We start from the raw sequence: 13,964 nt of genomic DNA, 5'->3' as shown, positions 1-13,964 counted from the left end.
AGTAAGCCGACTCGTGGAACCAGAAAACTCTAACTGTGAAGTTGGAATCACCCTGGCTTCAGCCGGGTGAGGATGTCAACAAAAATAATCTGCACGGAGTACTGAAGCGCTGGGTAGCACGGTAGTTCCCATTGTCCACATTCAAATACTTGAAAAATTAAATTAAAACTTCCAGTTTAAAGTGAGTAAAATGTAAGTACGTGATATACTACGTCTCTCACTTACCCTGGTTTTATGGCACTGCCAATTGTTGCAATTATCGGACGCCCAAATGTGGGCAAATCCACCCTGGTTAATCGACTCGCCGGGGAACAAACGGCGATTGTCCATGATGAACCGGGAGTGACACGCGATCGCACTTATCTGCCAGCTTTCTGGAATGGTCGTGAATTTTTAGTTGTAGACACTGGTGGTTTAGTCTTTAATGATGATACCGAATTTTTACCACTAATTCGCCAACAGGCAATGACAGCGCTTGCAGAAGCCTGTGCGGCTATTTTTGTAGTAGATGGTCAAACAGGCCCCACATCGGCAGACCAAGAAATTGCCGAATGGATGCGCCAACAACGCGCACCTGTGCTACTAGCTGTAAATAAATGTGAATCTCCAGAACAAGGCTTAATGCAAGCTGCGGAGTTTTGGGAATTGGGATTGGGCGAGCCTTACGCCATTTCCGCGATTCATGGCAGTGGCACAGGAGAGTTACTCGACGAGTTAGTTAATCACATACCGGCTGTTGAAGACATGCCGGAAACTAATGAAATCAAAGTAGCAATTGTGGGACGTCCAAATGTAGGCAAATCGAGCTTACTCAATTCTTTTGTCGGGGAAGAGAGGGCAATTGTCAGCCCAATATCCGGCACCACCCGCGATGCTATTGATACCATCATTGAGCGAGACGGACAAAGTTACCGCTTGATTGACACCGCCGGTATTCGCAAAAAGAAACACATAGAATACGGCACAGAATTCTTTAGTATTAACCGTGCTTTCAAAGCGATTCGCCGCGCTGACGTGGTTTTATTAGTACTAGATGCCGTAGATGGAGTGACTGAGCAAGACCAAAAATTAGCTGGGCGGATTGTCGAAGAAGGTCGAGCTTGCATTATGGTCGTTAATAAGTGGGATGTCGTCGAAAAAGACTCTTATACAATCTACGACTACGAAAAAACTCTGCAATCACGGTTGCATTTTACCGAATGGGCAGAAACAATTTTTGTCAGTGCCTTGTCAGGACAACGGGTAGAAAAGATTCTAGAATTGGTGAAGACGGCGGCTGAATCACACAAACGCCGTGTCAGCACATCAGTTATTAACGAAGTCTTAACAGATGCCGTCAGTTGGCATTCACCGCCAGCATCTCGTGGTGGGCGTCAGGGCAAGATTTATTATGGTACACAAGTAAGTAGCCAACCACCAACGATCGCCCTATTTGTGAATGATTCCAAACGCTTCAACGACAACTACCGCCGCTACATTGAACGCCAATTCCGGCAACAGCTAGGATTTAAAGGCACGCCAATTATTTTACTGTGGCGGAGTAAGAAAGTCCGGGATGTCGAAAGTGGTAATGTTAATAGAGCAACTCGCGTCAAATTAAGTTAGAGACGCGATTAATCGGGTCTGTACAGGAGTTATGAGTTAAAGTCAAAATTGCTAATTATAGAACCCTATCGACTTGAGTTTGATAGCGCTATCAGGTGAGAGTTATGAGTTAAAGTCAAAACTCCTAACTCCTAACTCCTAACTCCTAACTCTAAAATAATGGATTTATTGCGATCGCTGCCACTTGGACTTTATTTAGAACAACCCCAAACTTGGCTGCATAAAATCGATCCGCGAGTCAAGTTCGCCTGGTTGATGAGCTTTTTAACAAGCTATATTTTGGCGAATAACTTTTGGCGGGTACTGCTGGTGGTATTATTAATTATTGCTACCTTGATTGCTAGAATTCCCCGACGAGTATGGCGGCAGCAAATGGGTTGGCTATTAATCCTATCATTTTTTGTCTTAGCGATCGCAGCCATCAGTCCTGATGGAATGGGTATAGATTATCAGTCACGTCTGCCAGCTAATGAAAAAATATTAACCCAGCCATCAAACTCCGATAATCTTGTTCAAGAGCAAGTAGTTGAGAAAAAAAAATACAGCTACATATTATTTCACAAAGGCCCAGTCAAAGTGACTCGCTATTCCTTGAGTTTGGCAGTACGCTTGAGTACACTTATATTTACCGTGATTTACAGTACCAACCTGTATCTGCTGACAACCGCACCAGAAGAGATTACATCTGGCATAGAAAGCTTAATGCAACCTCTACGACGCTTCAAGTTGCCTGTCACAGAAATTACTTTAACTTTAACCTTGTCCTTGCGCTTTATTCCCCTGGTTTTAGAAGAAGTGCAAAATTTATTTCGCTCCGTGATGACAAGGGCAATTAATTGGAAAAAGCTGGGATTAAAAGGAGGATTCAAAGTTTGGATGACAGTTGCAGAGAGACTGTTAGAAAATCTGCTCTTACGAGCCGATCAAATGGCGAATGCAATGATGGTGCGCGGTTTTACCAGTCCCAATGAGCATCGAGTGCAATGGCATGACTTACGATTAAAAGGACGTGACTGGCTTGCTATTGCAACTTTAATCTTATTCTGGGGAATACGGCTAGCTATTGGAACTCAGGTCTAATTTTGCACCGAGAAAATGGCAGCGTGCTGTATTTCCCTAAAATAGCTGTAAGTATTTTTGTGTTTTGAGTTGATCTAAAAAGCAGTGGTTTAATGTCATATTAAACTACTGCTTTTTATTGTAATAGATAAATAGTGCCTACCCGAAGTTGATAGTCATTTCACCTTATGAGCTTGGTTGCTGATCGGGAAACATACACTTATCAGAGTCACAACCACTAGGTCCAGCCTCTGGCATTTCGCCTGAATCGTAGCGGCTTAAGACTGTACAAAAATCATCTGTTTTGCGTCGTGCTTTCACCTCTTGAGTCAAGCGATCGTAGGTTGATTTGTCTATTGGTTCAAATGGCAAACGTGGGAATGATTGCAGATCGTCGAAACGGGCTAAAAGAGCGGCTGAAATATATCCTTGATCATTCTGGATAGTTTCATAGATACGCTGTGCCAAAGGTTCGATTTCATCAGAGCGAAGTTCCAAAGTAGCTGATGTGTTGTGAGTCACATACCAACGTTGAACCTGGAGGACAAAATCAAATTGGGCTAAAACTGAAAACTTAGAAACATCAATTTCATCAGCACCTGTTAAATCAGCCCAAGTTACAGAAACAGGAATTTCTACTAACCACTCACTCACCCGTGAATCAAAGGGATCGTTGAGCAAATTACCCTGCTCATCTTTGTCTGATTGAGAGGGAATGACGTTGTAACCATAGTCAATACAAGCTAAGGCTACTGGGTCATTTTTGCCGAAGGTAATGCGGCGAATAAATCTTTGCGCCTTGGGGGGATGCCATCCTGAACTAGCATTAGTTAATAAAGCCTTAGTGCCACTAGGTTGAACTGTAGTACAGCGATTTGGACGTTTGAGATTATGGCGATCGCAGTAATCCCAAACTACCCGATGTACAATATCTTTCCAGGAACTTAGATATTTTTCTTCCTCACGCTTGAAAGCTAATCCTTGTGCAGTTGCCGGTCTTCCTTCTGACCACCAGCGCAGCCAATCAACACCAAAAGCATGAACAAAGAAATCAAATAAACCTGTAAAAGAAACTCCCACAATCGGGTCTAATTCACGGCTGTATTGATAGCGTGGTTCCAGGAATTTGTGATTTAAAAGTGCTGCTACAGATAGCGCCCCAGCAGTGAAAGCCTCCTCCTGTTCTTTGTAGTTATGTGGGTCAATTTGATTGAGGTGAACCTCAGACAAATTACAGTTGCCAGTTAGAGTATTACCAAATACTCCTTTGTGATGTTCCGGTTCATTGAAGCAAAAAGTATCATGCAAACTTGGCAATTCTTCCACACTTCTGACTATTTGCCATTTACCTTTGTATTTGGCGTTACAGCCTTTGCTCACATCCAAACGCTGGCAAGGAATTTGTCCACAGTCAGTGATTTGTAAGTAGTACAAATCTTGACTGCGAACACCATAGTTAGTTACTGACCCTTTATGAGCTAAAAGATTTAAAGAAGAACGGATACCGCATTTAGTTAGTAATAACTGCACTCGATACGCACGTTCGTAATTAGAGAGATAAATCCTAATGCCATTGCTGTGTGTATTGGTGCCATCTGTATCCGCTAAACCAGCGATAAAGTGCAAAATTGCTTGGCGATTCCAACTAGCAATTACATTCAGTGACTCTGGATTTGTTTTTAAAGTCTTTAAAAATTCTCCAGAAAAACCTAAGTCTGTGACATCTTTAAAAGTCGGTAAGTAGTCATAGTTTCTTTCAGAAGACTTACTTCCGATTACAGATAAAGCTGCTTTCTGTTCATATCTAACTTTGGCATTACCATTTTGGTCTGTAGTTCCATCTCCTACAGCTATCCCCAAAGTATAAGCATAACTTGGATCAATATTTAATCCATCTTCATACTGAATAGTAAAAGGCTCGGTGTGAATGGCATATCTACTAACATCCATCAAATCCTTGGTTTGCACTTCTTTGTATTCTTGAGCAAATCTATCTTTCACAAAGAAGCGATGATATTCCGTTGCATCCAAGTAACTACCATCGGCAAATTTGACTCGATAGAGATGGCGATTGTTGCCAGTTTTAAATGGTGTTACTTGACTCCATTTTTGACCATTCCAAACCTCAATTTCATCTCCGACAACATCTTTGATTTTATGCATTCCATCTCTAGTGATGAGTAAGGTATCACCACTCACACAATGGAAGTTAGCCCCTACTATCTCACCACATGGATTTAAACCATATCGCTGCAAACGATGTTCTAACTCATTAGCATCAAGATTTGGATAACGTTCTTTTAACCACTGTTCTGCTGTTCCTTGTTCGTAAGCTTGCAAAAAACTAACTTTCAATTCTGGTGTTGGTAGCAAATCAATGTTCGATCGCGCTACAGCTTCACCAGCCCATTGAATCGCTCCCTCGCCACTGTAATACTGTTTGCGGACGGCATCAATACATTCTTCTAAGGTCGGCTTGCGGTGAAAAACTCTCGTATGGTTTGCCATTCTTAAAGCATCACGCTCTGGATCAATTCGCCAGTTGCCATTTTCATCTTGCTGCCATAAATTATCTTTGGCGGTGGCTGCTTGGCGATCGCCAGAATCAAACTGACGCATCCCCGCACTTCTTCGGATATTGCCGGCAACAATTGTTACAGCAGCTTGATCGATTAACAAACAGCATTCAACTGAATTTAATTGTCGTCCTACAGCTTTATTCAGGATGGAGGCGCAACGCTGATAAAGTCCAGGTAATTTTACAGGATTAGCAACTCCTCCAAAACCGTTGAGAGTTTCTCCGGATTTTCGGACATCGCTGATATCAACTAATACTTCAACTGCGGTTGAAAACTGTTCATTAGTGGAGAGTTCCAATAGGGTTTGATATGATTTAACCCAACCTTCACGGCTATCTCCAACGTGAATAGTGACGCTGTTTCCTTCTATATGAGTTTCAGTATATTCACGCCGATATTGTTGAGCAGTGCTGCCAATTTCACCTTGTACAATGACATTCAGTTGATTACGGATGGTGGGTAACTGGTTAATAAATTGTGGTTCTAGGACAGTTCCGGTGCCACAGCCCATCATTGCCAAATCCATCATTAATCCGAAGGCACTCCAGTCTTCGAGATTGGTAGAGGTGCAATTATAAGCCCCGGAAAAGTTCTTTGGCTTGGTGATCCAGTCTGTACCACCAACCCATAGCCAGCGCCCACTGGGCATAGCTTTCAAGTTGCGCTGCATCTGATCGAGTATGTCAGTTTCTTGTTGAGTTAGCTTCCCCAGCTTGATTAAGCCGAGTAGAGTGCGATCGCATACTTCATCCCATGTTTCCCTTAGTCCCGCCTTTGTCCGGCGGCTATAGGTTCTAAAAAATACGGGATTAGCAGCCGGTGCAGTTTCGGGAAACCTTCCACTCTGACGTGTTCTTTCGAGATTCTGAACCATATATCAAGTGTCTTGCGTGCGGACAGATTATGACTATACGCCAAGTAGTTTGAGTATTAAAGATTGTCAAATTGTCCACTTTACGCTAGCTCTAGCCAGACTATTTGCAACAGAAATTTATGATGTATAATGTCACTCACCTTTGGGATAATCTCAGTATTAGGTTTTAATTAGCACTAATTAATTTCCAAGTAAATTCTCTTGATACCGATTCTTATTTAATTACTTAGCGGAGGGATAAACTTTGCTTAAAATTATCCAGGTAGAGACTGACGAACATAAATCTCATATACAGAAACTGTTTTGGGAATATTTTAATGAGACTAAGTTGATATTCAGCCATCGGTTCGGCATCAAGTCTTCAAGTTACAGTTCTTAAAGTAGTTGAATTTATAAGCGAGGATGTCATGACTCAATATGACTATATTGTGATTGGTGCTGGTTCGGCAGGCTGCGTTGTCGCCAACCGGATGACACAAGATAGTGAAACAACCGTGTTATTACTCGAAGCTGGCAACCCAGATACTAAACCAGAGATTCAAATTCCGTTGGAATCCCCCAACCTACCCGGCTCGGAGCTGGACTGGGGATATTTCTCTGAACCAGAACCTTACCTCAATAACCGCAAAATCTTTTGTCCCCGTGGCAAAGTCTTAGGTGGCAGCAGTTCGATTAATTCCATGATTTATATCCGGGGCAATCATCACGATTATGACCACTGGCAGTCATTGGGGAATCCTGGTTGGAGTTACCAAGATGTATTGCCCTATTTCAAGAAATCTGAGAACCAGCAACGCGGTGCTGACGCATACCACGCGGTTGATGGGGAGTTGAGCGTCACCGATCTTCAAGCTCCTGCTGTGGCATCCCAACGATTTGTAGAAGCAGCCGTGGCAATCGGATATAACCATAATCTTGATTTCAATGGAATACAGCAAGAAGGTGGGGGACTTTATCAGTTGACGGTCAAGGATGGTAAACGTCACAGTGCTGCTGCTGCATTCCTCTTGCCAATTCTTAAGCGTCCCAATTTAACAATAACAACAGGAGCGTTAGTGACTCGGTTATTATTTGAGGGAACCCGCACTATTGGGGTGGAATATATGCACGAGGGAACGCTGCACCAAGCCAAGGTCAACAAAGAAGTGATTTTAAGTGCTGGTGCATTCGATTCGCCCAAGCTGCTGATGCTTTCCGGCATTGGTGATGCAGAACAACTGCAAGCAATGAGGATTCCTGTCGTAGTTGATTTGCCAGGTGTCGGTCAAAACCTCCAAGACCACTCTCTCGTTCCTGTGGCACACCAGATAATTACCAGTCCTGTGGCACCCCAGGTAATTGCTGGGTTAGACCCGGAAATTACCAGTAATGGTAACGCTGAAGCCGGATTATTTTTGCATACCGAAGGTAATTTGGATGCCGCGCCAGATTTACAGTTTTTCTTCGGTTCCATTCTATGGATATCTCCTGGCAATACTCTCTCTGGTTTGGGATTCACTGTTACAGTCAGTTTGACTCATCCTCAAAACATTGGCAGTGTCAGTTTGCGATCGCCTGACCCCAAAGACCCACCGATTATTCGGATCAACTTTCTACAAAGTCAATCTGATGTGCAAAAGCTAGTTGCTGGGATTAAAATAATGCGTAAATTATTTCATACAAGTGCCTTTGATCAGTTTCGAGGTGAGGAAATCAGTCCCGGTGCTGAGGTGATTAGCGATGAAGCACTCGAAGCTTACATCCGGGAATTTTGCGTTACGGGGTATCATCCTGTTGGCACCTGCAAAATGGGAACTGACCCAATGGCGGTTGTCGATCCCGAACTCCGGGTATGTGGTGTTACGGGGTTGCGGGTTGTTGATGCATCGATCATGCCAACTCTGGTCGGGGGCAATACGAATGCGCCCACGATTATGATCGGCGAGAAAGGAGCCGATTTAATTAAAGCCGCAGGTGGCGTTTCATCACAAGTAGCTTCAGCAATGGCAAACTAACTCGCTGGCGCGATCGCCTGGAGATAATATGAGACTGTATTAACTACAGCTTCAACATTCATAACCACAACTGAAGCTGTATTAACTACAGCTTCAACATTTATAACCACAACTAAAGCTGTATTAACTACCGCTTCAAGTTTACTTATAATATCAGGAGTATTTATAAATAATGCTTAAGCTGTAGTTAATACAGCTTAAGCATTATTTATAACATCATTAGCATTTGTAACCACAGCTTCAGCATCTATAACTACAGCTTTCACTTTACTTATAAAACGTTGAGTGTTCCGAATGTATTGTCTTAAAACTGGTAAGCCGATACAGCGAATGTAGGAGGTATATGCTTGGGCGATCGCTCTCAAGTAAAATAGCGAGTTTTCTAATTTTTTCTTAAAGTTGCATAAAGCTTATAACAATCTCTGATAAGTCAGAAATTAATATTAGGGGTTTTAGGTGATAAAAATTAATATGCGATCGCATAGTATATGTCTTGTGCCGCTAGTTTTCTGTTTACTCAGTGTCGGTGCAAATACAACAAAAGCGAACGCCCAAACGATTTATCCATTTGACGTAGTATACGACACGGAAGTCACTATCACACCTATCCCATCGACCGACGTATCTAAAGCATTTGTCTCAGGTTTCAATTCTGATGCTCCCTACGGTCTGAGTAACTTTTCCAGCATAAACAACTACAGCTGAATTGACCCCAATACTGGTAATCTCGTATTTGTTCAAGACGCAACAAAATTTGGTTTACAAGGCTTGCCAATCGGCAGAGATGAGTTTTTTGGCAGTGGCGATGACAAATTATTTGGCAGGAGTAGCGCGACTGCTGCATTTGACTTTATTAACCGCAAATTAGTAGGTTCTGGTACTATAACTATCACTGGTGGTGCAGGTAGGTTCAGTGGTGCTACAGGGATATTTAACTTTAGTGAAATTGAGTCACTCGATGTTAATCCAACTGCTCTCTTGAGAGGTCAAGCTTTTTTAAGTGGTTCTTTCCAGATACCACAGCAAATTCCAGAACCAAGAACGGCAGCAACACTATTCGGTATATGTGTAATTGGGATTAGTTCGATATTGCGTCGGCGTTACCTTTGAGCTACTAGACAGTAGTGCGTAAGTTCTAGTTATGTAATCTAAATCAACTTATACTAGAAGTTTAAAGTTTTTCTAAAAACTTTTCTGGTAATCTAGACCGTGCTTGACAATAAGCGCTTGTGTTAAAGAGCTATTACCAGAGTCTGCAATTAGACAAGCAATATTTGAGCTAAAAATAACGAACTACGAGTCACCAAACGCCGCCCCAAAGCTTACCCTTTTATGACCAAACCCAGGCACGCATTACGCTCTTCAATTGCAGACTGTTTAAACCACAGGCTTTTCGGCTTTTCAAGCGTGCCATTCACCTGGGACACCTTGCTACGGCACTGATACTTCGCTGCCGTCTGGGTTGCTCTGGAATGTCCAGGTACCACCCGATCGGAAGGTCGAACCTGTGCCAAAGGTGTCCTCCATGTACTGCATATAGGTGACTAAGCCATTCTTCACCTTCGCTAGGATGGAGAAGGGAGAGATGAACGTTTTATCGAGTTTCACCGAATGGACGGTGAAGCTGCCAAAGACAGCGACATTCTCACCCTCGCCAAATATCTGCTGGATATCGAACTCCTCGATAGTCCAAAAGGTGTTGAGTTCCTGGAAAGTTTTGAGGATGGCGGCCTGGCCATCTTTGTGCGTGCCTGCCCAAGGCATGAGCTTTTTCAGGTCGGGATTATCGTAGCTGAGCGATACGTAGATGGCATCGGGGGAGACGAGTCGGTTGACGACCTCAGGATTGGTGGGGTCTTTGAGAAGGGCTTGGACGATTTCTACAGGTGTAGTAGACATACGTGTTCCTATAAGGCTGCTTATGCGAACCCGATAGTCGGGTTTGATGGTTGTGAGGCTTATTTAAGAAGGACTCAAGATTTAGATCCAAGCTCAACTATTGGGCAGAAACGCCAACACTAGGGATCACTCCTGAGTTGAAAGCGATATGTTTGTACTCCAGAAATTCATCGATCGCCGTCAGACCATTCAGCCTGCCGTTGCCGCTGCGCTTGAATCCGCCTTCCTCAAACTCGTCCCAAATGATCGCCCAATCGTTGATCCAGATCGTGCCTGCATCTATCTCGTGGGCGACGCGCAATGGGCGGTCAACATCGCGAGTCCAAATGCTCGCAGCCAAGCCATACTCGCTATCGTTTGCGAGCTGCACCGCTTCTGCCTCAGTCTCGAATATCTGCATTGTCAGGACTGGACCGAAGACTTCTTCCTGAACGATCGTCATTTTCGGATCGGTAACTTCCAGCAGGGTCGGACGGTAAAATGCACCGCTGGCGAGTGGACCTTCAACAATTGGGCCGCCGCGTACAAGCACCTTAGCGCCCACTGCGATCGCGTCCTCCACCATCTTGTCAACACGAGCGACGTTCGGCTTATCAATGAGAGGTCCCATATCACTGGACGGATCAGACGCAGGCCCTGTCTTAAGGTTCTCCAGTCGCTGGGTGATAAGCGTGCGAAACCGATCGGCAACAGCACGCTGCACCAACAGACGAGAACCCGTCATGCAGAACTGACCCGCGAAGGTCGTGAGTGCCTTCTCAACCTTTGGTGCAGCCGCCTCAAGATCGGCATCGTCGAAGATGATCATTGGTGTCTTGCCACCAAGTTCGGTCTGAAACAGCTTGAGCGTCGCTGCCCCTGTTGCGGAAATTGCCTTCCCTGTCTTCGTACTTCCAGTAAAGCTGATCACACGAATATCTTTTGACTCCATGAGAAAGGACGATCCACCTCTCCCTTTGCTTTCACTGAAGACGTTGATCACGCCCTTTGGCAAGTCAGCAGCTTCAGCAAGTACCTTGCTAAAGAGATAGTTGATCTGCGCTGTGTTGCCGGGCAATTTGAGCACAGTGGTGACGCCAGCAGCGAGGGTCGGCGCTAGAGAACGCACGGTGAGCACGAGCGGCGAATTAAATGGTGCCACGATTCCAGCAACACCGATCGCAGACCGGGTAACGACCGAAAGGTGTCCCGGCAAAACCTCCAAAGCCCGTCCGTAATTTGTCAGAACGGCAGACGCCCAGTACCGAAACTTGCTGGGAATCATGTCGACTTCAAACACTGCTTCAGCATGGACTTTGCCATTTTCGAGCGAGAGAATCTTGATGAAATCGTCTCGCCGTGCTTCAAAGCGATCAGCGACCTGATTCAAAACTCGCGATCTGAGTGCGCGATTGTCCTTCCAGTCTAATTCTCGAAAAGCCTGCACTGCGGCATTAGTCGCTTGAACCGCCTCTTCACGTCCGCCATCCGCGTAAGTACCAATGACCTCACCTGTAGCTGGGTTAATGCTCTCGGTATGCTGTGCTGAATCGACCCACTCACCATTAATCCAGTTCAGCGCCGGCATCCGCAGGTCAATGCTCATTGTTGAGTCTTTCTTGTCCATCATTGCTGACATAGTTGTTACTCCTCACTTTTCTTCTCGATGACTGAATCCCTTTTGGTGTTCAAGCCAAACACATTCTTGACCTTGTTCAGTTAGAAAGCGGTGAAGTGGTATTGCTTAGGAGCGTGGATCAAATAGCCTGAGTAGGTTGAGTTTCATGCTTCAACCCAACGCTTCCAAGGACGTTGGGTTTCGCGAAGCTCCACTTAATCTACAAAAGTCTGACTATCAGGACGCCTTGAAGGTGATATCTGCCTGATCGAGGAAGGGCTGGAACAGGTCTACCGGCCAGTTTGGATCGCTCTTGGAGGTGCGCTCCAAACACTTCCAGACGCCATCCCGACGTTCAAAGATGTCGTCGTAGGTGCCAGTCGAAACGGTTCCGACGTGTTCAGCCTTCCAGGACACGAACCATCGCCAGTGCGCTTCGGCCCTGTCACCCGATCCGGAAATTTCAAACGCGCCCATAGAGTGGAACCACTTGTCCATCGGGAAGACGCTGTGCGCGTAGTCGAACATCTGCTTCATGCCCTCAAGACCCTCGAAGGTTGAAGTACGTAGGTCGTTGACGTTGAATTTGGCCTCCGGCCAGTAAAGGCGGTTGTAGAGGTCGACCTGCTCGCGCCCCCAACCCTTGTCGATACATCGCTGATGCATGTTCAACTGCTCGAAGATGGTAAAGCGGTCGATCACCGTGAGTTCGTTGTTCTGAGACATTGAAATTCTCCCCTCCGTTGAAATTCTTGCGGGCAGTCGACGAGTTGATAGTGTTCTAGATTTGTTGTTAAGACTCCTGAAACGTCCAATGCATAAATTTTTCAGGCGAAGAGCAACAAATATAGAACACCACCCTTTGTTGGTTTAGTCATAGCTATTTCCTTGCCTAGCTAGTTGATGCTGCCGTCTTCCTCAAATTACATTCATTTCTCATCGTTGTACAAGTATCATTTTGTTGATGCTATGTTTCTTCTTAGAAAACTTTAGAACTACGATGGACACCTTAACGAGCATGAAAGTATTGCTTCAGGTGGTGGAATCGGGAAGTTTTGTGGCAGCCGCCGAGCGGCTCAACTTATCCACAGCCATGACCAGCAAGCATGTGATGCACTTGGAACGAAACCTTGGCACACGTTTGTTGAATCGAACTAGCCGACACTTAAGCTTAACCGAGGCAGGAAGGGTCTATTATGAGCAATGCCGGGAAATGCTTGATAAATTGGAAATGGTGGAGGCAGCGGTGAGGCAATCAGCCGTCGTCGCGCGTGGCGTACTCAAGATCAGCGCCCCAGTTTGGTTCGCTAACCCGTTATTCACTAAAGCCTTGGCGAAGTACCGCTCTCGCTATCCAGACGTTTTGCTAGATATGAATTTGAATGATCGGGTGGTGGACTTGGTGGAAGAAGGATTTGACTTGGCGTTACGTGTCACGCCTGAGGAACCCGGTTCTTCATTGCTCACGCGACGCATTTGCCCAATTCAACTCATGTTGGTTGGCTCAACTGACTATTTGCAAAGAAATGGATACCCAAAAACCCCCAACGAACTGTCGAAGCATGTAAGCATCAGCTATTACTACTCGCAGTTTGCCGATGAGATACTCTTTGAGGGTTCTAACGGGCGGGAGACAGTCAAACTACCAGTCTCGATCCGCTCCAACAACACTACCATGCTGTATCAGGCGACCCTAGCCGGTATGGGGTTGGCGGTTTTGCCAAAGTGGTTGATTGAAGATGATCTTACCAGCCAACGATTGGAGGTGTTGAAGCTGGACTACACGTTGGCAACCTCATATCTTTATGCTGTCTATACGAATCAGCGATACCTATCACCCAAAATAAGGACTTTCGTAGATTTTCTAGTTGAGCATTTTTCTGGCATCACCGAGAGCTTTGATTAAATTTGTCCTTGAGGATTTGTACTCGTAGTATCACAGTAGTGGTTATAGTGTTGGCTTGCTCGTCTCTGAAAGTCTTTCATGAACGAGTAAGCTTTTTCTGCCTACAAAAACTTTTTGGATAACCGTACATCATTCCCCTCTGCTCTGCCGGCGAGCGCCTGACCAATGCCATTACTGCTATACGGGCATTAAAAGCTGTAGTTCTTATTCCATATAGCGAGTAGCTTTTTTTAGTGCCATTCGATGCACAGTATGGACATTTCATCCCTTAATTATGCAACGCCTAATTTTTTAAGTTCCTTAAAATATAGGACTCCTATTTGATTTTTGAACAAGACTAAGAGACAATACGGGTGCTAAAACAGGTGTAAGAAGGGACAATGATAAGTCAGCATCTGCAAACTATCACACTCCCAGAGGTAGTATCACGGCAAGAGATGCCAGAGAAAGA

Annotated in this window: 10 protein-coding genes and 1 pseudogene; 7 read left to right on the top strand and 4 right to left on the bottom strand. The window is 44.8% G+C overall.

Annotated elements, in window-relative coordinates; genetic code table 11:
• Positions 1–234: 234 nt before the first annotated feature.
• Together der and V7K36_RS09270 are read left to right on the top strand one after the other, a co-directional pair.
• The gene (der, locus tag V7K36_RS09275) at positions 235–1,605 is read left to right on the top strand and encodes a ribosome biogenesis GTPase Der (RefSeq protein WP_335115077.1); all 1,371 of its coding nucleotides are present in this window, start codon (positions 235–237) and stop codon (positions 1,603–1,605) included.
• Positions 1,606–1,764: 159 nt separating this feature from the next.
• Entirely contained in the window at positions 1,765–2,685 is a 921-nt protein-coding gene (locus V7K36_RS09270; RefSeq protein WP_334946461.1) for an energy-coupling factor transporter transmembrane component T family protein, read from the top strand.
• Between the two features lie 165 nt (positions 2,686–2,850).
• Here the strand turns inward: V7K36_RS09270 and nrdJ are convergent, their stop codons facing one another.
• Positions 2,851–6,117, bottom strand: coding sequence for a ribonucleoside-triphosphate reductase, adenosylcobalamin-dependent (gene nrdJ, locus V7K36_RS09265; RefSeq protein WP_335115075.1), 3,267 nt, complete (start codon positions 6,115–6,117; stop codon positions 2,851–2,853).
• A gap of 407 nt (positions 6,118–6,524) precedes the next feature.
• Between nrdJ and V7K36_RS09260 the strand changes: the two genes are divergently transcribed.
• The 3 genes from V7K36_RS09260 (at position 6,525) to V7K36_RS09250 (ending at position 9,221) form a co-directional block, all read left to right on the top strand.
• The gene (locus V7K36_RS09260) at positions 6,525–8,111 is read left to right on the top strand and encodes a GMC family oxidoreductase (RefSeq protein ID WP_335115073.1); all 1,587 of its coding nucleotides are present in this window, start codon (positions 6,525–6,527) and stop codon (positions 8,109–8,111) included.
• 456 nt (positions 8,112–8,567) lie between these two features.
• Positions 8,568–8,816, top strand: a complete 249-nt coding sequence (locus V7K36_RS09255) for a hypothetical protein (protein WP_335115071.1) — start codon at positions 8,568–8,570, stop codon at positions 8,814–8,816.
• Between the two features lie 63 nt (positions 8,817–8,879).
• On the top strand, positions 8,880–9,221 hold the full coding sequence (locus tag V7K36_RS09250) for a hypothetical protein (RefSeq protein WP_335115069.1): 342 nt from the start codon (positions 8,880–8,882) through the stop codon (positions 9,219–9,221).
• Between the two features lie 321 nt (positions 9,222–9,542).
• Here the strand turns inward: V7K36_RS09250 and V7K36_RS09245 are convergent, their stop codons facing one another.
• From V7K36_RS09245 to V7K36_RS09235, 3 genes are all read right to left on the bottom strand, one after another.
• The gene (locus V7K36_RS09245) at positions 9,543–10,010 is read right to left on the bottom strand and encodes a nuclear transport factor 2 family protein (protein ID WP_335115067.1); all 468 of its coding nucleotides are present in this window, start codon (positions 10,008–10,010) and stop codon (positions 9,543–9,545) included.
• 97 nt (positions 10,011–10,107) lie between these two features.
• Positions 10,108–11,628 (bottom strand): aldehyde dehydrogenase family protein, encoded by a 1,521-nt coding sequence (locus V7K36_RS09240; RefSeq protein WP_335115065.1) that lies wholly within the window; start codon positions 11,626–11,628, stop codon positions 10,108–10,110.
• Between the two features lie 216 nt (positions 11,629–11,844).
• Positions 11,845–12,333: a nuclear transport factor 2 family protein gene (locus V7K36_RS09235; RefSeq protein ID WP_334870510.1), complete on the bottom strand. Its 489-nt coding sequence runs from the start codon at positions 12,331–12,333 to the stop codon at positions 11,845–11,847.
• 238 nt (positions 12,334–12,571) lie between these two features.
• Between V7K36_RS09235 and V7K36_RS34075 the strand changes: the two are divergent.
• Together V7K36_RS34075 and V7K36_RS09230 are read left to right on the top strand one after the other, a co-directional pair.
• Positions 12,572–12,784, top strand: a pseudogene (locus V7K36_RS34075) (LysR family transcriptional regulator); the annotation flags it as partial.
• A 69-nt stretch (positions 12,785–12,853) separates the two neighbouring features.
• Positions 12,854–13,513, top strand: a complete 660-nt coding sequence (locus V7K36_RS09230) for a substrate binding domain-containing protein (RefSeq protein WP_335115063.1) — start codon at positions 12,854–12,856, stop codon at positions 13,511–13,513.
• Positions 13,514–13,964 lie beyond the last annotated feature (451 nt).

Origin of the sequence: Nostoc sp., from assembly GCF_036919555.1 — a bacterium.
Lineage (GTDB): Bacteria > Cyanobacteriota > Cyanobacteriia > Cyanobacteriales > Nostocaceae > Nostoc.
Note: the sequence above shows the minus strand (reverse complement) of the source record. Positions and strands in the feature narration are given on the sequence as shown.